Consider the following 21,322-nt stretch of genomic DNA (forward strand, 5'->3'; position numbering starts at 1 on the left):
CATACGATCCGACCGACGACCCATGAATGCTGCCTGGCTACCGCGGTGGAGTGCGCAATGCGTGAGAGTGAGAAGAATCGGGAATCCGGCTTCGCGGAGCGGCTGACGCTTCTGCCGCCGGCGGACCGCGCGGGGTTCCTCGCCGGCGTGGTCCACGACGCGACGCGGGCGGCGCTGCGGGCCGCTCTGCCCGAGGTGCCGGCCGTGCTCGACCCGGAGAAAGCGTTCTCCGACCACGGTTTCGACTCGCTCGCCGCGGTGGAGCTGCACGCGCAGCTGACCGAGGCGACCGGGTTGGAGCTGCCGGTGACGCTGGCCTTCGACTATCCGACCCCGGCCGCGGTCGTCCGGTTCCTGCACGCCGAGGTCTTCGGTGCGGAGGAATCCGTCTCGGTGCTGGCTGCCGGTGCGGCGAACGACGAACCGGTCGCGATTGTCGGAATCGGCTGCCGCTATCCGGGCGGCGCGGTATCGCCGGAGGCGTTGTGGCAGCTGGTCGCCGACGAGGTGCACACCATCTCCGGTTTCCCGGAGGACCGCGGCTGGGACCTCGACAGTCTCTATGACCCGGACCCCGACAAGCCAGGCAGCAGTTACGTCACCTCGGGCGGATTCCTGCCCGGTGCCGGGGAATTCGACGCCGGGTTCTTCGGCATCGCGCCGCGCGAAGCGTCCGCAATGGACCCGCAGCAGCGGCTCGTGCTGGAGACTGCGTGGGAAGCGTTGGAGCGGGCCAAGATCGACCCGTCGACGCTGCGCGGCACTCCGGCTGGCGTGTTCATCGGTGCCGAGGCGCAGGAGTATGGCCCGCGGCTGCACGAAGCTCCCGACGGCCTCGACGGCTATCTGCTCACCGGCAATGCGCCCAGCGTCGTCTCCGGTCGCGTCGCCTACGCACTCGGTCTGGAAGGGCCGACGCTGACCGTTGACACCGCTTGCTCCGGTTCTCTTGTCGCGCTGCACTTGGCGGTACAGGCGTTGCGCCGTGGGGAAACCCAGCTCGCGCTGGCCGGTGGCGTCGCGGTGATGGGCGCGCCGGGCACGTTCACCGCCTTCAGCCGTCAGCGTGGTCTCGCGGAAGACGGTCGGTGCAAGGCTTTCGCAGCGGCGGCGGACGGCACTGGCTTCGCCGAGGGCGTCGGGGTGCTGGTGCTGGAGCGGCTTTCTGACGCAGTCGCGAATGGACACACGGTGCTGGCCGTGGTCCGCGGCTCGGCGATCAACTCCGACGGTGCGTCGAATGGTCTTACCGCGCCGAACGGTCCGTCACAGCAGCGGGTGATCAAGCGCGCGTTGGCGGACGCTGGTTTGGCAGCGTCCGATGTGGACGCGGTCGAGGCACACGGCACCGGTACCCGGCTCGGCGACCCGATCGAGGCGCAGGCGCTGCTGTCCGCCTACGGGCAGGACCGCGAGACGCCGCTGTTGCTCGGGTCGATCAAGTCGAACATCGGCCACACGCAGGCCGCGGCGGGCGTCGCGGGCGTGATCAAGATGGTCGAGGCGATGCGGCACGGCGTCCTGCCGAAGACCCTGCACGTGGACGAGCCGACGCCGCATGTCGACTGGACTGCGGGTGCCGTCGAACTGCTGACTGAACAGCGGGAGTGGCCGGACAGCGAACGTCCGCGCCGCGCTGGCGTTTCGTCGTTCGGCGTGAGCGGGACCAACGCGCACGTCATCATCGAGCAGGCTCCGGCCGTCGAGTCCGCGGAAACCACGAGTGACGAGCTGCCGGTCGTGCCGCTCATGGTGTCGGCACGCAGTGAGGAAGCGCTTAAGGCGCAGGCCGCAGCACTCGTGTCGACTGTGGAAAATAGCAACCTGACTGACCTTGGCTTCTCGCTCGCTACCACCCGCGCCGCGCACGACCAGCGTGCCGTGGTGGTCGCGGAGGACATCGCGGACGCCGTGCGCGGGCTGCAGGCTCTCGCGGCGGGGGAGCGGGATCCGAACGTTGTCGTCGGCGAGCGCACGCCGGGCAAGCTCGCGATGCTGTTCACCGGCCAGGGTTCGCAGCGGCTCGCGATGGGGCGTGAGCTGTACCTGGCATACCCGAAGTTCGCCGAGGTCTTCGACGAGGCTGTCGACCACCTCGACGTGCAGATGGAGATCCCGCTGCGCGACGTCCTCTTCGGCGACAACGCTGAGGAACTGAACGAAACGCAGTACACGCAGTGCGCGCTGTTCGCGGTCGAGGTCGCGTTGGCGCGGCTGCTCGAATCGTGGGGCGTGCGGCCGGACATCCTGCTCGGCCACTCGATCGGCGAGCTCGCTGCTGCGCACATCGCGGGCGTCTGGTCGCTGCCCGACGCGTGCCTGGTCGTCGCCGCTCGCGGACGGCTCATGCAAGCCTTGCCGGAAGGTGGCGCGATGGTCGCCGTCGCGGCGACCGAGGACGAGGTCCAGCCGCTGCTCGGCGACCAGGTCAGCCTGGCCGCGGTGAACGGTCCGACGTCGGTCGTCGTCTCCGGCGAGCGCGAAGCGGTGGAAGCCGTCGTGTCGGTGTTCCGCATGCAGGGCCGCAAGATCAGCGAGCTGCGTGTGTCGCATGCGTTCCACTCGCCGCTGATGGAGCCGATGCTGGCCGACTTCCGCGAGATCCTCGAGGTGGTCGACTACGCGGCCCCGGCGATCCCGGTCGTCTCGAACGTCACCGGCCGGATCGCGACCGCCGAGGAACTGTGCTCGCCGGGATACTGGCTGTGGCACGTCCGCCGCGCGGTGCGGTTCGCCGACGGGGTCCAGGCCCTGGTCGACGCTGGCGTGACGACCGCGGTCGAGGTCGGTCCGGATGCCGTGCTGTCGGCGATGGCCGCCGGCACGAGCGACGCCATCGCATTCACCCCCGCGCAGCGCCGCGACCGGCCCGAGGTCACCACCCTCGCGTCCGCGCTCGGCCGCCTGCACACCCGTGGCCTGGTGATCGACTGGACTGCGTTCTTCGGCCCCGCGCAACTGGTCGACTTGCCGACGTATGCCTTCCAGCACAAGCACTACTGGCTCACCGCGCCCACCGGCCACGGCGACGCGGCGGAGTTCGGTCAGCTGGCTTCGGGGCACCCGTTGCTGGCCGCCGAGATCGGCCTGGCGGGTGACGACGGCCTGGTCCTCACCGGTCGGGTCGCGCTCCGGACGCACCCGTGGCTGGCCGACCACGCGATCGCCGGTACGCCGGTGCTGCCAGGTACCGCGTTCGTCGAGATGGCTCTGCACGCCGCCGCCCAGGTCGGCTACGGCGTGGTGGACGAGCTGACGTTGCAGGCCCCGCTCGCGCTGCCGGAGTCCAGTGGCGTCGCGCTGCAGACACTGGTCGGCCCGGACGTCGACGGCCGCCGCACCATCGAATTCCACTCCCGCCCGGACCACGACGCCGACGCGGCTTGGACGCGGCATGCCGTCGGTGTCCTCGCCGCTGGACCGGTAGCCGAACCCTCGCGTGGCGAATGGCCGCCCGCCGGTGCCGAAGTGGTCGCGACGAATGAGCTGTACACCGAACTGGCCGAGCAGGGTTACGGCTATGGGCCGCTGTTCCAGGGCCTGCGTACCGCGTGGAAGCGCGATGACGTCGTGTTCGCCGAGGTCGCGCTGCCGGCGACCGGGCGCGACGCGGCGTTCGGCATCCACCCGGCGCTTCTGGACGCGGTGCTGCACGCCACCGATTTCGCCCCCGGTGAGGCGCGCGAACCGGACGAGATCCGGTTGCCGTTCGCGTGGACCGGCGTGCGGCTGCACGCTTCCGGCGCGACTGAGGTCCGGGTGCGGATCACGTCCCCGGCTACCGGCGGTGTCTCGATCGACGTGACGGACGTGGCCGGTGCTCCGGTGCTGTCCGTCGAGTCGTTCCGCTCGCGGCCGGTCCGCGAGGCCGACCTCGGCACTCAGGTGCGCGACCTGCTGTACACCGTCGAATGGACGCCGGTCACTGGGTCCTTCGAACTGCCGACGCTCGCCTCGCTGGGCGCGGTCAGCGGCTTCGACCTTCCGGTGGTCGACTCGCTGGTGTCGCTGGTCGACGTGCCCGACGTCGTGCTGCTGCCAGTTTCCGTGCCCGGCAAGAACATTGCGGCCGCTGCCAAGCAGACCGCGCACCGCGTGCGTACTGTGCTGCAGCAGTGGCTGGAAGGCGACCGGTACGTCGGTGCGAGGCTGATCGTGCTGACGCGCGGCACGCTCGCTGACTCCGCCGTCCGCGGGCTCGTGCGTTCGGCGCAGGCCGAGCACCCGGGCCGCGTGGTCCTGGTCGAGGGCGCGGCTACCGCGGCGACGCTGGCCACCGCGCTGGGCTCGGGTGAGCCGGAGTTGCGCATCGACGGCGAGACGGTGTCGGCAGGGCGGATGGTCCGGTTGGCGGCCGAAGCTGGCGAGCCGACCTGGCGCGCTGACGGCACCGTGCTGATCACCGGCGGCACCGGTGGTCTCGGTGCGCAGGTCGCGAAGCACCTGGTCACGAAGCATGGCGTGCGCAGCCTGCTGCTGCTGAGCCGTCGCGGGTTCAACGCGCCGGGCGCGGCCGAGCTGGTCGACGAACTGGCCGAGCTGGGCGCGACCGCGAAGGTAGTCGCCTCGGACGTCAGCAAGAAGCGTTCGCTCGCGGCGGCGATCAAAAAGGCCGAGCATCCGCTGTCGGCCGTCGTGCACACCGCCGGCGTGCTCGACAACGCGATGATCGGCTCGCTGACCGCCGAGCAGCTTGACGCGGTGCTAGCCCCGAAGCTCGACGCGGCGTGGGTCCTGCACGAGCTGACCGCCGAGCTGGACCTGTCGGCGTTCGTCCTGTTCTCCTCCTCGGCGGGCCTCGCCGACGGTGCCGGACAGGCGAACTACGCCGCGGGCAACACCTTCCTCGACGCATTGGCCGAGCACCGGCACGCCGCTGGCCTGCCCGCGACGTCGCTGGCGTGGGGGCTGTGGGCCCCCGACGCCGGTCAGGCGATCGGGATGGGCGCGACACTGTCCGAAGTGGACCGCAACCGCATCACGCGGCTGGGCCTGGCTCCGCTGACTGTGGCGGAAAGCCTTGCCGCCCTTGACGCGGCGGTCGGCACCGGAGTTCCGACGGTCGTGCCGACCCGCGTCGACCGCGCCGCCCTGCGGTCGCGTGGCGAGGACGTTCCGGCCGTGCTGCGCGGGCTCGTTCCTGCCGGCCGCCGCCGGATCTCGGTCGCCAGCGGGGAAGTGACGCCCGAGCAGCAGTTCGCCGAGCGGTTCGCGCATCTCGCCGAGGCCGATCGGGATCGCGCGCTGCTCGACCTGGTGCGCACGCACGTCGCGGCCGTTCTCGGGCACGACAGCGCCGATGCGATCAGCCCGGCCCGCCCGTTCGGCGAGATCGGCTTCGACTCGCTGGCCGCGGTGGAACTGCGCAACATCCTCGATTCGGTCACCGGCATGCGGCTGCCCGCGACGCTGGTGTTCGACTACCCGACGCCGCGCGCGCTCGCCGAGTACCTGGCGTCGCGGCTGGCCGGGCTGGCTCCGGCGCGCCTCGTTGCCCCGGTGACCACTGTGGACCCGGAGGAGCCGATCGCCATCGTCGGCATCGCTTGCCGTTACCCGGGTGGTGTCGAGACGCCGGAAGACCTGTGGCGGCTCGTGTCCGAAGGCGAGGAAGCGCTGTCCGGTTTCCCGGTCGACCGCGGCTGGAACGTCGACTCGCTATACGACCCGGAGCCCGGCAAGCCCGGCCGCTCTTATGTCAAGCACGGTGCTTTCCTGCACGACGCGGCCGAGTTCGACGCGGATTTCTTCGAGATCAGCCCCCGCGAGGCGGCGGCCATGGACCCGCAGCAGCGGTTGCTGCTGGAGGTGTCCTGGGAGGCGTTCGAGCGGGCCGGAATCGACCCGGTCGGCCTGCGCGGCAGCGCGACTGGCGTGTTCGCCGGGGTGATGTACCACGACTGGGGCACCCGCCTCGGCACGGTTTCCGACGACATCGCGGGCTACCTCGGCAACGGCAGCCTCGCCAGCGTCGTGTCCGGTCGCGTGTCGTACGCACTGGGGCTGGAAGGTCCGACGGTCACGGTGGACACCGCGTGCTCCTCGTCGCTGGTCGCGTTGCACTGGGCGGTGCAGGCGCTGCGGCGCGGGGAGTGCACGCTGGCGCTGGCCGGCGGTGTCACCGTGATGTCCACTCCGGACACTTTTATCGACTTCAGCCGTCAGCGCGGGCTTTCCGCCGACGGCCGGTGCAAGGCGTTCGCCGAGGCGGCGGACGGCACCGGCTGGGGCGAGGGCGCGGGCATGCTGCTCGTCGAACGGCTGTCGGACGCGCGCCGCAACGGTCACCCGGTGCTCGCGGTCCTCCGCGGCTCCGCGGTGAACCACGACGGCGCGTCGAACGGCCTGACCGCACCGAATGGTCCTTCGCAGCAGCGGGTGATCGCCAAGGCGCTGGCGGACGCTGGTCTGCAGCCGTCCGAAGTGGACGCTGTCGAGGGGCACGGCACCGGCACCACGCTGGGCGACCCGATCGAGGCGCAGGCACTGCTCGCGACCTACGGGCAGGACCGGCAAGAGCCGCTGTGGCTCGGGTCGATCAAGTCCAACATCGGCCACACACAGGCTGCGGCAGGTGTCGCGGGCATCATCAAGATGGTCATGGCGATGCAGCACGGCCAGTTGCCGCAGACGCTGCACGTCGACCGTCCGTCCACTGTGGTCGACTGGGAGACCGGCGCGGTCCGGCTGCTGACCGAACGGCGGGAGTGGCAGGTCGACCGGCCGCGCCGCGCCGCGGTGTCGTCGTTCGGCATCAGCGGCACGAACGCGCACGTCATCCTGGAACAGACTCCGGCGATCCCGGTCGAGCGGCCTTCCGAGACGCAGACGATCGTTCCGGTCGCGCTGTCCGGCCGGTCCGCCGCGGCGGTGCGCGGACAGGCCGCACGACTGCATTCTTGGCTCACTGAAGGCATTTCCGTCGCCGAGATCGCGCGTTCGCTGGCTGCGACGCGGGCCTCGCTGGAACACCGCGCGGTGATCGTCGCAGAGACCGCAGGAGAACTCGCCGACGGCCTCGACGCGCTGGCGGGCGGAGACGCACCGACTGGCCAGGTCGTGGACGGCAAGCTCGCCTTCTTGTTCTCCGGCCAGGGTGCGCAGCGGGTCGGCATGGGACGCGAGCTGTACGACGCGTATCCGGCCTTCGCGACCGCCTTCGACGCGGTGTGCGCGGCGATCGACCCACTGGTCGACGTGCCATTGCGGGACGTCGTATTCGGCACCACCGAACTCGCCGACCGGGGCCTGCTGGACCAGACGCAGTACACCCAGACCGGGCTCTTCGCGGTCGAGGTCGCGCTGTTCCGGCTCGCCGAGTCGTGGGGCTTCCGGCCCGACGCGCTCGCCGGACACTCGATCGGCGAGCTGGCCGCGGCGCACGTCGCGGGCGTGCTGTCCCTTGCGGACGCGGCGAAACTGGTCGCCGCACGCGGCCGGTTGATGGGCGCGCTGAACGACCGGCGCGGCGCGATGGTTTCGTTCTCCGCGACCGAAGAGGTGGTCCGGGAACTGCTGCGGGGCCGCGAAGACTCGGTCAGCATCGCAGCGGTGAACGGCCCGGCTGCCGTGGTTGTCTCCGGCGACGCGGACGTGGTCGCCGAGATCGAGCGGGCCGCTGGTGATGTCCAAACGCGACGGTTGCGGGTGAGCCACGCGTTCCACTCGCCGCTGATGACGCCGATGCTCGACGAATTCCGCGCGATCGCCGCCGGACTGACTTACGAGGCGCCGAAGATCCCGATTGTCTCGACGGTCACGGGGAAACTCGCCACCGACGACGAGCTGCGTTCGCCGGAGTACTGGGTCACCCATGTTCGCGAGACCGTCCGTTTCGGTGCTGCGGTCACGACCCTGGCCGACAGCGGCGTCGAGACGTTCCTGGAGATCGGGCCGGACAGCGTGCTGTCCGCGCTCGGTCCGCAGAGCGTCGAAGCGGAGTTCGTCCCGTTCGGCCGACGCGACCAGGACGAGGTGCGCACCGCGCTCACCGCGGCCGGTCGCCTGCACGTTCGCGGCGCGGTGAAACTTGGCCCGCTGCTCGGTGACGGCCCGGTCCGGCTCGACCTGCCGACGTATGCCTTCCAGCACAAGCGCTATTGGCTGGACGCGACGCCGTCCGGTGATGTGACCTCGGTCGGCCAGCAGTCGCTGGCGCACCCGATGCTGGGCGCGGTCGTGGCACTGTCCGGTTCGGACACGACCGTCCTCACTGGACGGTTGTCCGCTTCATCGGTGCCGTGGGTCGCCGACCACGTGGTGAAGGGCGCGATCCTGGTGCCCGGCACCGGGTTTGTCGAGCTGGCGGTCGCCGCTGGCGACCAGGTGGGCCACCCGGTGGTCGAGGAGCTGACGCTGCAAGCGCCGCTCGTCCTGCCGCCGGATGGCGCGGTCGCGCTGCAGGTGGTGGTCGGTCCCGCGAACGGCGACCGCCGCTCGGTCACCGTGTTCTCCCGTCCGGTCGAATCGGGCGGCGACTGGACCCAGCACGCGCTGGGGACGCTGTCTGCGACTGCCCGGCCGGAACCCGCTGGCCTCACCGAATGGCCGCCGGCGGGCGCGACCCCGATCCCGGTCGAGGGCGCGTACGAACGGCTCAACGAGCGCGGCTACGGCTATGGCCCGGCCTTCCAGGGGCTCCAGGCCGCGTGGCGACGGGGCAACGAAGTGTTCGCCGAGGTGGCGCTGCCCGAACCGGCCGCGTCCACGGCGGGCTCGTACGGTCTGCACCCGGCGTTGCTCGACACCGCGATGCACGCCGACCTCCTCGGCGACCCGAGCGGTTCGACGCTGCTTCCGTTCGTGTGGAACGGCGTCACGCTGCACGCGGTCGGCGCTTCGGTACTGCGGGTGCGGATCGTGCGGCTGGACGGCGACGAGCTGTCCTCGATCGAGGTCGTGGACGGCGAGGGCAACCCGGTCGCGTCGGTCGAGTCGCTGGTGTCGCGGCCGGTGCGGACTGAACTGGCCGCGCAGGCGGAGACCACGGACGGTTCGCTGCTCAAGATCGGCTGGCAGTCCGTGCCGGTTCCGGCCGCGGAGCCGGGCGACGTCGTCGCGATCGGACAAGGCCGAGTCGGCGTGGCCGCCACCTACAGCGGGTTCGCGGACCTGCTCGGTGCGGTCGATCGCGGCGAGCCGGTTCCGGGACTCGTGACGCTCTCGGTGCCTGCCGCGGAGGGCGCGGTGCCGGAAGCAGCGCGGGCGAACGTGACCTGGCTGCTCGCCGAAATCCAGGCGTGGCTGGCCGAATCGCGCCTGACGGACACGAAGCTCGCCATCGTCACGCAGTCGGCGGTTCCGGCTGGCGAGTCCGCTGTGGATGTCACGCAGGGTCTGCTCTGGGGCCTCGCCCGGGCGGCGCAAGCCGAACACCCCGGACGCGTGTTCCTGATCGACGCTGACGAGCCCAGCACAGCCACGAAGGTCGAGACGATCGCCGCGGTGGTCGCCTCGGGCGAGCCGGAAGCGGCGATCCGGGCTGGCTCGGTGCTCGCTCCGCGCTACACCCGCACCGAATCGACCGGAAGCACTTCGTGGGACGGCACGGTCCTGGTCACCGGCGGCACCGGTGGTCTCGGCAGCTTGCTGGCGCGTTACCTGGTGGCCGAGCATGGTGTGCAGAGCCTGGTGCTCACCAGCCGCCGCGGTCTCGACGCGCCGGGTGCTGCGCAGCTGGCCGAAGAGCTGACCGACCTGGGCGCGACGGTCCAGGTAGCGGCCTGCGACGTCGCTGACCGTGCGGCGGTTGAACAGCTGATCAACGGCCTGCCGGACCTCGGCGCGGTGGTGCACGCCGCCGGTACCGCCGACAGCGGCGTCGTCGATTCGCTCACCGCGGAGCAGCTTGACGCGGTGCTGCGCCCGAAGGTCGACGCGGCCTGGCACCTGCATGAGCTGACCGCCGACCGCCAGCTGTCCGCGTTCGTCATGTTCTCCTCGGCAGGCGGCCAGGTGCTGCCCGCCGGACAGGCGAACTACGCGGCGGCCAACGCGTTCCTCGACGGGCTCGCCGAACACCGGCGCGCGGCCGGACTTCCGGCCACCGCGCTGGCCTGGGGTCTGTGGGCAGAGAACACCGGACTTGGCGGAGACCTCGCTGAAGCCGACCTCGCCCGGATGGCCCGCCTCGGCCTGCCCGCGGTGACCGCTGAGCAGGGGCTGGCCTTGTTCGACGCCGCCGTGGCCACCGAAGACGCGGTGATCGCGCCGCTTCGCGTGGACGTTCCGGCACTGCGGGCGCGTACTGACGAACTGCCCGCACTGCTGCGTGGTTTCGTGCCGCCGAAGGCACGTCGCGTGGCGAAGGCGGCCAAGGCAGCGGACAACGCGCTCGCCGACGAACTCGCCGCGCTGGTCGAAAGCGAACGGGACCGGGTGCTGCTCGACCTCGTCCGCACGCAGGTGGCCACCGTGCTCGGCTACGCCGACAAGTCCGAAGTGGACGGGACCAGGGCGTTCAAGGAGCTGGGCTTCGACTCGCTCGCCGCCGTCGAACTCCGCAACCTGCTGGGCACCGCGACCGGTCTGACGCTTCCCGCGACGCTGATCTTCGACCACCCGACCGCCAAGGCCGTCGCGGACTTCGTCAAGGGCAAACTGCTCGGCGCGGTCGCGAAGACCCCGGCGACGACCGCCCGGACGAACGCGTCGATGCAGGAACCGATCGCGATCGTCGGCATGGCCTGCCGCTACCCCGGCGGCGTGCGGTCGCCGGAGGACCTGTGGCAGCTGCTGGTCGACGAGGTCGACGCGGTCTCCGGCTTCCCGACCAACCGCGGCTGGGACACCGAGGGCATCTACGACCCGGAGCGCGGCAAACGCGGCAAGACCTACGCCAACCAGGGCGGCTTCCTGCACGACGCGGCGGAGTTCGACCCGGCGTTCTTCGGCATCGGGCCGCGCGAGGCGATGGCGATGGACCCGCAGCAGCGGCTCCTGCTGGAAACCGCGTGGGAGGCCATCGAGCGCGCCGGGATCGACCCGACCGCGCTGCGCGGCAGCCTGACCGGGGTCTTCACCGGCGCGATGTACGACGACTACGGCAGCCGCGCCCCGGGCGCCCCGGCCGACGTCGCCGCCTACATCCCGAACGGCAGCTCCGGCGCGGTCGTCTCCGGCCGCATCTCCTACCTGCTCGGCCTCGAGGGACCGAGCATGACGGTCGACACCGCGTGCTCGTCCTCGCTGGTCACGCTGCACCTCGCGGTGCAGGCGCTGCGGGCGGGGGAGTGCGGGCTGGCCCTGGCCGGCGGTGTCACGGTGCTGTCGCAGTCGGACCTGTTCGTCGACTCCAGCCGTCAGGGCGTGCTTTCGCCCAACGGCCGGTCGAAGTCGTTCTCCGCGGCTTCCGACGGCGTCGGCTGGGCCGAGGGCGCGGGTCTGCTGCTGCTGGAGCGGCTGTCCGACGCGCAACGCAACGGGCACGAGGTGCTCGCGGTGGTTCGGTCGAGCGCGGTCAACCAGGACGGTGCGTCCAACGGGCTGACCGCACCGAACGGCCCGTCGCAGGAACGCGTGATCCACGCGGCCCTCGCCGCCGGTGGGCTGAAGCCGTCCGATGTGGACGCGGTCGAGGCGCACGGTTCGGGCACCAAGCTGGGCGACCCGATCGAGGCGCAGGCGTTGCTGGCCACCTACGGCCAGGACCGTCCGGACGGGCAGCCGCTGTACCTGGGTTCGGTGAAGTCGAACATCGGGCACGCGCAGGCGTCCGGCGGCGCGGCTGGCGTGATGAAGGTCGTGCAGGCGTTGCGGCACAACATGTTGCCGAAGACACTGCACGTCGACGCGCCGTCGCCGGTCGTCGACTGGACCACGGGCGACATCGAGCTCCTCACCGAACCGCGGCCGTGGCTGCCGAACGGACACCCGCGGCGCGCCGGCGTCTCGTCCTTCGGCATCAGCGGCACCAACGCGCACATCATCATCGAGGAGGCTCCGCCCGCTCCGGCCAACGAAATCCGGCGCACCACACCGGAACTCGCGGCGATTCCGTTGCCGCTGGCGGGCTCGGTCGCGCAGGCGCTTGCCGACCAGGCCGCTCGGCTGGCCGCGCATCTGCGGGCCAACCCCGATGTCAGCCTGACCGACATCGGCTACACGCTGGCGACCGGTCGCGCGGCGCTCGACCACCGCGCGGTGGTCCTGGCGGCCGACCGCGAAGCCGCGCTGAAGGCGCTCGACGGACTGGCCGACGGCCGGACCCCGGCGGGCACCGTGGCGGGCACGGTCAGCGCGGCCGACCTGACGGCGTTCCTGTTCACCGGACAGGGCGCGCAGCAGCCGGGCATGGGACGCGGTCTGTACGAGGCGTTCCCGGCCTTCGCCGGAGCGTTCGACGAGATCTGCGGTCTCTTCGACGCCGAGCTGGACACCCCGCTCAAGCAGGTGATCTGGGAGGACTCGCCGCTGCTCAACCAGACCGCATACACGCAATGCGCGCTGTTCGCGATCGAGGTTGCGCTGTACCGGCTGGTCGAATCCTGGGGCGTCACGCCGGATTACGTCGCCGGGCACTCGATCGGCGAACTCGCCGCGGCGCACGTCTCCGGAGTGTTCTCGCTGGCCGACGCCTGCTCGCTGGTCGCCGCTCGCGGCCGGCTCATGCAGGCGCTGCCGACCGGAGGCACGATGGCGGCGATCGCGGCCACCGAGGACGAGGTGCGAGCCGCGCTGCCTGCAGGCGTGGACATCGCCGCAGTGAACGGTCCGGGGTCGGTGGTCATCTCCGGTCCGGAGGAGGCGGTTGTCGCTGCCATGGCGACCTTCGCCGACGCTGGTCGCCGGACGAAGCGGCTGGTGGTGTCGCACGCGTTCCACTCGTCGCTGATGGAGCCGATGCTGGCCGAGTTCGCGGTGGTGGCGGAGAAACTGACCTACTCCGCGCCGTCGATCCCGGTGGTGTCGAACGTGACCGGCAAGATCGCGACTGCCGCCGAGCTGTGCTCGCCGCAGTACTGGGTGGGCCACGTGCGGGAGGCCGTCCGGTTCGCTGACGGGGTCGGCACCTTGCTCGCCGCGGGCGTGACCCGGTTTGTCGAGTTGGGCCCGGACGCGGTGCTTACCGGGATGGCGCGCGAATGCGACACCGCGGTGGCCGACCGGCCGGACCGGGTCGTCCAGGTGCCCGCGATGCGGCGCGGCCGGGCCGAGGTGCCGACCGTGTTCACCGCGCTGGCCACGCTGTTCTCCCGGGGCGCGAAGATCGACTGGAAGGCGTTGTTCGCCGGACAGGGTGCGTCCACTGTGGACTTGCCGACGTACGCGTTCCAGAACAAGTCCTACTGGCTCGACGCGACGAAGCCGACCGGCGACGTCAGCACGCTTGGTGCGCAATCCGCCGGACACCCGCTGCTGGGTGCGCTGGTGGAACTGCCGGACGGCGGCGCGGTGCTGACCGGACGGCTGTCGGTCGCGACGCAGCCGTGGCTGGCCGACCACGTGGTGATGGGGCGGACCATGCTGCCCGGCACCGCGTATGTCGAGCTGGCGGTGCACGCCGGGGACCAGGTTGGCTGCGACCTTCTGGAGGAGCTGACCCAGCAGGCACCGTTGCTGCTGTCCGAGGACGGGGTCGACCTGCGCGTGGTCATCAGCGCGCCGGACGCCAGCGGCCGCCGGGAGCTGTCGGTGCACTCGCGGACTGAGGCCAGCTGGGTCCAGCACGCCGCGGGCACGCTGGCCAACGGCGCGGCCGCGGAGTTCTCGCTCAGCGAGTGGCCGCCGTCGGGCGCGGAGTCGGTTGACCTGACCGGGTTGTACGACGACCTCGCCGGGCTCGGCTTCGGCTACGGGCCGACGTTCCGCAATCTGAGGGCGGTCTGGCTTCGCGAAGGCGAGGTATATGCCGAGGTCGCGCTGCCGGAAGGCACCTCGGCGAACGAATTCGGCTTGCACCCGGGCCTGCTCGACTCGGCACTCGGCGCGACGGACTACCTGATCCCAGGCGGTCCGAAGGCGCTGACCGAGACGACGATCCCGTTCGCGTGGAACTCGGTGTCGCTGCAGGCCGGCGGCGCGACGGCACTGCGGGTTCGGGTCCGGAAGACCGAGAGCGGTTCGTCGCTCGACCTTGCCGACGCATCGGGTGCCCCGGTGGCGCAGATCGCCTCGCTGGTCACGCGACCGGTGTCGGAAGGCCAGCTCGGCGCGAAGGTGCCGGACTCGCTGTACCGGATCGAATGGCAGCCCGCTTCGGGCGTTCGGCTGGTGCCGTCGCTGGACGGCTGGGCCGTGCTCGGGACCGACGACCTCGGCCTCGGCGTGCCGCTTCGGACTGAGCCGATCGATGCGGATGTCCTGGTGCTGCCGGTCGGTTCGGGTTCCGGCTCGGTTCCGTCGCGGGTGCACCAGGTCGTGCAGGAAACGGTGCGACACCTGCAGAACTGGCTGTCGGACGGGGACGGGAAGCTGGTCGTGGTCACCCGCGACGAGCTGGCGCAGGCTCCGGTCTGGGGTCTGGTGCGGGCCGCCCAGGCGGAAAACCCGGGCCGGATCCAGGTCGTGGACCTCGACGCGTCGCCCGCGTCGGCCCGGGCGCTGCCCGCGGTCGTCGCGTCCGGCGAACCGGAAGCCCGGGTGCGGAACGGCGAGGTGGGCGTGCCGCGGCTGACCCGGGTCACCGAGGTCGGCGAGACGGTCGAGTGGGACCCGGACGGCACGGTGCTGATCACCGGCGGCGCGGGCCTGCTCGGCGGGCTGCTCGCTCGGCATCTGGTCGCTCGCGGTGCCCGTGACCTGGTTCTGACCAGCCGGCGCGGTCTCGACGCGGCGGGTGCGCGGGAACTGGTCGACGAACTGGTCAGCGAGGGCGCGAAGGTGACGGTGGCCGCGTGCGACGTCACCGACCGGGACGCGCTGGCGAAGCTGCTCGACACGCTGCCGCGGCTGACCGCCGTCGTGCACGCGGCCGGGCAGATGGACAGCGCGGTGCTGAGCGCTCTCACTCCGCAGCAGGTCGAGAACGTGTTGCGGCCCAAGGTCGACGCGGCCTGGCACCTGCACGAGCTGACGGCTACTCGGGAACTGACGGCATTCGTTCTCTACTCCTCGGCAGGCGGCCTGCTGCTCGCGGCGGGACAGGCGAACTACGCCGCCGGCAACGTTTTCCTGGATGCGCTGGCCGAGCACCGCTCTTCTCTCGGCCTCCCGGCGACCTCGCTCGCGTGGGGTCCGTGGGAAGGCACCGACGGCGAGGTGGACCTGGCGCACATCGCCCGGTCCGGGGCCGCGGAGCTGTCCGCGGCTGAGGGGCTGGAGCTGTTCGATGCCGCGCTGGCCGCTTCGTCGGCGTCCTTGGTGCCGGTAAAGCTCGACCTCAAGGACGCCGACCGCGCGTCGGCACTGCTGAAGGGTCTCGTCACTGCCGCACCGCGGCGCGCGGCGGTCTCCTCGTCGGCAGAGCCGGAGGCCGGGTTCGCCGACAAGCTCGCCACGCTCCCGGCGGACGAGCGGGACTCGGCGGCGCTGCACCTGGTGTGCGAGCACACGGCGGCAGTCCTCGGATACGACGACGCCTCGGCGGTCCGGGTCGAGAAGGGTTTCACCGACCTGGGCATCGACTCGCTCGCCGCGCTGGAGCTGCGCAACCGGCTCGGCGCCGCGACCGGGCTGCGGCTGCCCGCGACGCTGATCTTCGACTACCCGAGCCCGCTGCCGCTGGCCCGGCACCTGCTGACCGAGCTGGCTCCTGAGCCTGAGGTTTCGGTCGAAGAAGAACTGAACGGCACCGACGACGCGGCGGCGGCAGTCGCCTCGATGGACCTGGCCGACCTGGTCCGCTCCGCGATGGGCGGCACCGACGAACGGGGTGAATCCCAGTGACCGACAAGTCCGCTCCTTCGACCGAGCAGATCGTCGCCGCGCTGCGGCAGTCCATGACGGACAACGAACGGCTCCGTGCGGACAACCAGCGGCTGGCCGCCCGGCAGTCCGAGCCGATCGCGATCATCGGCATGGGCTGCCGGTACCCCGGCGGCGTCACCACGCCCGCGCAGCTGTGGGACCTGGTGGCCGGCGGGGTCGACGCGATCGGCGAGTTCCCGGCCGACCGCGGCTGGGACACCGCCGCCCTGCACGACCCGACCGGCTCCCGTCCCGGCACGACATACTCGAACGAAGGCGGTTTCCTTTACGACGCCGCCGATTTCGAGCCGGAGTTCTTCGGCATCTCGCCGCGTGAGGCGGTCACGCTGGACCCTCAGCAGCGGTTGCTGCTCGAGACCGCGTGGGAGGCCGTCGAGCGCGCCGGGATCGTGCCGTCGACTTTGCGCGGCAGCGCGACCGGGGTGTTCACCGGCGTGATGTACCACGACTACGGCGCGGGCAGCAGCGACGGCAGCCTGATTTCCGGGCGGGTCTCGTACACGCTCGGCCTCGAAGGCCCGTCGGTGTCGGTGGACACCGCGTGCTCGTCCTCGCTGGTCGCGATGCACCTTGCCGCGCAGGCACTTCGGCGAGGCGAGTGCTCGCTGGCGCTGGCGGGCGGGGTGACGGTGATGGTCACGCCGGACATGTTCGTGTACTTCAGCGAACAGCACGGCTTGTCCTCGGACGGTCGCTGCAAGGCCTTCGGCAGCGGCGCTGACGGCGTCGGATGCTCCGAAGGTGCCGGAATGCTGTTGCTGGAACGGGTTTCCGACGCTCGGCGCAACCGGCACCACGTGCTCGCGGTGCTGCGCGGCAGTGCGGTGAACTCGGATGGCGCGTCGAGCGGGATCACCGTGCCCAACGGTCCGGCGCAGCAGCGGGTCATCCGTTCCGCGCTGGCCGATGCCTCGCTGGAACTGTCCGATGTGGACGCGGTGGAGGCGCACGGGACCGGTACCAAGCTGGGGGACCCGATCGAGGCGCAGGCCCTGATCTCCACCTATGGCAAGGTCGCTACTCCCGCGCGACCGTTGTATGTCGGCTCTTTCAAGTCGAACGTCGGGCACACTCAGGCCGCTGCCGGGGTCGGCGGGGTGATCAAGATGGTCGAGGCTCTCCGGCGGGGTGTGTTGCCGCCGACGCTGCACGCCGATGAGCCTTCGCCGCACGTCGACTGGGCGGATGGCACTGTTGCGCTGCTGAACGAGTCGACGCCCTGGCCGTCGACCGGACGTCCTCGGCGGGCCGCGGTGTCGTCGTTCGGCATCAGCGGGACGAACGCGCATGTGATTGTCGAGCAAGGTGATCCGGCTCCCGCACCTTCGCCTTCCGCCGGGCCGGTTACCTGGCTGCTCTCGGCTTCCTCGCCGGAGGCTTTGCGGGCGCAGGCTGCTCAGCTAGCCGGGTTCGCTTCTGCGGGCTCTCCGGCGGACGTCGGGCTTTCCCTTGCCACTACGCGAACCCTCAGCGAGCAGCGGGCTGCGGTGGTGGCTGCTGACCGGGAAGCTGCTGCGCGGGCTCTGGGAGATTATGCAGCAGGCCAAGCTTCTTCTTCAGTGGTCGAGGGCGTGGCTTCTCCGCGGCGGCTGGCGTTTCTCTTTACTGGCCAGGGGGCTCAGCGCGCTGGCATGGGTCTCGACCTCGCCGCTGCGTACCCGGTCTTCGCCGCTGCCCTGGACGAGGTCGGTGCTGCGCTGGACCTCGATGTTCCCTTGCGTTCCCTGCTCGCCGACGCTGACCGGCTCGATCAGACTGGTTACACGCAGCCTGCCTTGTTCGCGGTGGAAGTCGCCCTGTATCGGTTGCTGGAGTCGTGGGGCGTCCGGCATGCTTATCTGCTGGGCCATTCCGTCGGGGAGATCGCCGCCGCGCATGTCGCCGGGGTGCTTTCCCTTGCGGACGCCGGAAAACTGGTAGTCGCTCGGGCTCGGCTGATGCAGGATCTGCCCGCCGGCGGGGCGATGGTCGCGGTGCAGGCTACCGAGGACGAGGTCCTTCCGCTACTAACCGATGGGGTAGGAATCGCGGCCGTGAACGGGCCGCGGTCGGTGGTATTGTCGGGGGCAGAAGAAGAAGTACTTGCGGTTGCTGGGAAATTTGATCGAACTTCGCGGTTGCGGGTGTCGCACGCGTTCCACTCCCCGCTCATGGACCCGATGCTGGACGAGTTCGCCGCGGTGGCGCGCGCCCTGACGTACTCCGCTCCCTCGGTGCCCATCGTGTCCACAGTGGACCCCTCGGCGGACGTGGCGACGCCGGACTACTGGGTGCGTCAGGTCCGTTCGGCAGTGCGGTTCGCGGACGGCGTGCGAGCGCTGGCCGACGCCGGAGTGGACACGTTCGTCGAGGTCGGCCCGAGCGCGGTGCTGACCGCAATGGGGCAGCGCTGTGCCGATGGTGCTGTGGTGGGTGGGGCGGGGGGAGGGGGCGGGCCCGCCGGTGATACCGCCAGCGCAACCGCCGCTCTCGCCAACGCCGCCTTCGTGCCGGTCCTGCGCAAGGACCGCGCCGAAGCAGAGTCGGCCGCCGCCGCGGTCGCGACCCTGTTCACGCTCGGCGGGGCGGTCGACTGGGACGCGTTCTACTCCGGCGCGCACGTGGTCGAGCTGCCCACCTACGCGTTCCAGCGCAAGCGTTACTGGCTGGACAACCCGACCGGCGCGCGGGCTCGCGGCGTGGCCGAGGTCGGGCAGCGAGAAGCCGCGCACCCGCTGCTCGGCGCGGTAGTCGGCACCGCGGACTCCGGCGGCGTCGTCCTCACCGGACGGCTGTCGCTGGCCGCGCAGCCATGGCTCGCCGACCACGTCGTGCAGGGCACCGCGCTGTTCCCCGGCACGGCGTTCGTCGAGCTGGCCGTCCGCGCGGGCGACGAGGTCGGCTGCGGTCGGGTCGACGAGCTCACCCTGGCCGCGCCGTTGATCCTGCCCGAGCAGGGCGCGGTGCGGCTGCAGGTGACCGTCGGTGCGGAGGAAGATGACGGCACCCGAGCGCTGGGGATCTTCTCCCAGCCCGAGGACGCCGACGAATGGGTCCAGCACGGCAGCGGCCGGCTCTCCCCAGCCGGTTCGCCGTCCGCGGCGACCGCGGAATGGCCGCCCGCCGGAGCCACGGAGATCGACGTGACCTCCCGGTACGACGAACTGGCCGCACAAGGCTTCGACTACGGCCCGATTTTCGCCGGCCTGCGCCGAGCTTGGCAAGCGGGCGACGTGCTGGCCGCCGAGGTCGCGCTGCCCGAGCACGCCGACGCCAGCGCGTTCGGCCTGCACCCCGCGCTGCTCGACGCTGCCCTGCACACGATCGGCCTCGCCGGGCCGACCGAGGACAAACCAGTCCTGCCCTTCGCCTGGTCCGGCGTCTCGCTCTACGCCGGCGGCGCGGCCACCCTGCGCGTGCTGATCTCGTCGGACGTCGAGAACACCGTCTCGCTCACCGCGACGGACCCGTCCGGCGCACCCGTGCTGCGGGTGGATTCACTCGCGCTGCGTCCCATCGCCGACGACGCGTTCGCCTCCGCCACGCGTTCAGCCGCGGACGATTCGCTCTTCCGCGTCGACTGGATCCCGTGGCAGGGCGACGACGTCACCGCCGTGACCACCGCAATCCTGGGCAACGACCCCTTCGGCCTGAGCGGCGAGTCCTATGTGGACCTCGATGCCTTGCTGGACGCAATCCACAACGGTGCCCTGGTCCCAGACGTCGTCTACGTACCCTTCGCCGCTCCGGAAACCGCCGCCCCGGAAGGCGCTCGCGCAGCCGTCCACAACCTCCTTTCCTTGTCACAAGCCTGGGTCGCCGAGGGCGTACTGGCCGCTTCGCGCCTGGTCGTTGTCGCCTCCGGCGCGATCGCCACTCGACCGGACGAGGGCGCACCCGACCTCACCCACGCGGCACTGTGGGGCGTGATCCGCACCGCACAACTCGAGTACCCAGACCGATTCATGGTCGTCGACCTCGACAACGGCCCGCTCCCGGTCGGCTCGGTCCTCGGCGCGATGTACGCCGACGAACCCGGCGTCGCAGTCCGCGATGGCGCGGTTTTGGTGCACCGCCTGGCAAAGTACCTTCCGGAGGGCACCGTCGCCTTAGACCCGGACGGCACCGTCCTGGTCACCGGCGGCACCGGCGTGCTAGGCCGACTGATCGCCCGGCACCTGGTCACCGAACACGGCGTCCGCCACCTGCTCATCACGAGCCGCCGCGGTCCCACCGCTCCCGGAGCCGAGGAGTTCGCCGCCTCCCTCACCGAGCTGGGTGCCACAGTCTCGCTGGTGGCCTGCGACCTGGCCTCCCGCGACGCCGCCGCAGCTCTCCTCGCCGACGTTCCCTCCGACCACCCGCTGACCGCAGTAATCCACACCGCCGGCGTCGTCGACGATGGCGTACTCCTGTCCTTGACCCCGGAACGAATGGACGCAGTCCTCCGCCCGAAGGTCGACGCCGCATGGCACCTGCACGAACTCACCGCGTCCCTGGACCTGTCCGCCTTCGTGCTGTACTCGTCCGCCGGCGGAACCCTAGGTGCCGCAGGCCAAGCCAACTACTCCGCGGCAAACGTTTTCCTCGACGCTTTAGCGCACCACCGCGCCGCGCAAGGCTTGCCAGCCGTGTCGCTCGCCTGGGGCCTGTGGTCCGAAGGCGGCATGTCCGGCGACCTGGCCGACACCGACCTGATCCGCATGGCCAGGTCCGGCGTCTTCGGCCTGTCCTTCGCCGACGGCCTGGAACTCTTCGACGCGACAGTCGCCGCCGGTCAGCCCTCGCTGGTTCCGGTACGCCTGGACATGTCCGGCCTGCGCGCCGACGCCCACAGTGTCCCCGCAATGCTGCGCGGCCTGATCCGAGGCCGCCGCCGAGTCGAGGCCGTCGACGATTCCTGGAACCAGGTACTGCGCCTGTCCGGCACCGAACGAGTACGAGCCGCCGTCGACCTGGTCTGCGGCACCGCCGCCGTAGTCCTCGGCCACGACCGCCGAGACGCGGTAGACCCCAGAAAGGGCTTCATCGAACTCGGCTTCGACTCCCTGACCGCCATCGAACTGCGCAACCGCCTGGACGTCCTCACCGGGATGCGCTTGCCCGCGACGCTGATCTTCGACTACCCGTCCGTGCAGGTCCTGGGAGAACACCTGGTAGCGGACGGTGCCCCGTCCGCCGTCGAGGTCCAGCTGGACGCGCTGGAAGACGTCGTACGAGGCCTGGAACCCGACGAGGTTTCCGGCGTCGTGACGAGGTTGAAGGCAGTGCTGGCGTCGCTGGTTCTGGACGAGGAAGTGGAAGGAGCGAGCGCGGACGAGTTGTTCGCGCTGCTGGACGAAGAATTGGAAGCCCGCTAACGCGTTGGGGGCCGCCCGCATCGGCCGGGCGGCCCGCATCGGCGCTCGTTTGTTCCAGGCGTACCCGGGCAGCAACTCCGTGTGCGGCAACTCTCCGCCGTGACCTTTTCGGCACC

The 21,322-nt window shown here is 71.0% G+C and carries 2 protein-coding genes; both read left to right on the forward strand.

What is annotated here, in order from left to right; all coding sequences use genetic code 11:
* Window positions 1-57: 57 nt before the first annotated feature.
* Window positions 58-15,825: a type I polyketide synthase gene (locus H5411_RS07500; protein WP_220816613.1), complete on the forward strand. Its 15,768-nt coding sequence runs from the start codon at window positions 58-60 to the stop codon at window positions 15,823-15,825.
* On the forward strand, window positions 15,822-21,206 hold the full coding sequence (locus H5411_RS07505; protein ID WP_183123354.1) for a type I polyketide synthase: 5,385 nt from the start codon (window positions 15,822-15,824) through the stop codon (window positions 21,204-21,206). The genes H5411_RS07500 and H5411_RS07505 overlap by 4 nt, the downstream gene beginning before the upstream one ends.
* Window positions 21,207-21,322: the final 116 nt, after the last annotated feature.

The organism is Amycolatopsis echigonensis (assembly GCF_014174495.1).
GTDB classification, from domain to species: Bacteria; Actinomycetota; Actinomycetes; order Mycobacteriales; family Pseudonocardiaceae; genus Amycolatopsis; species Amycolatopsis echigonensis.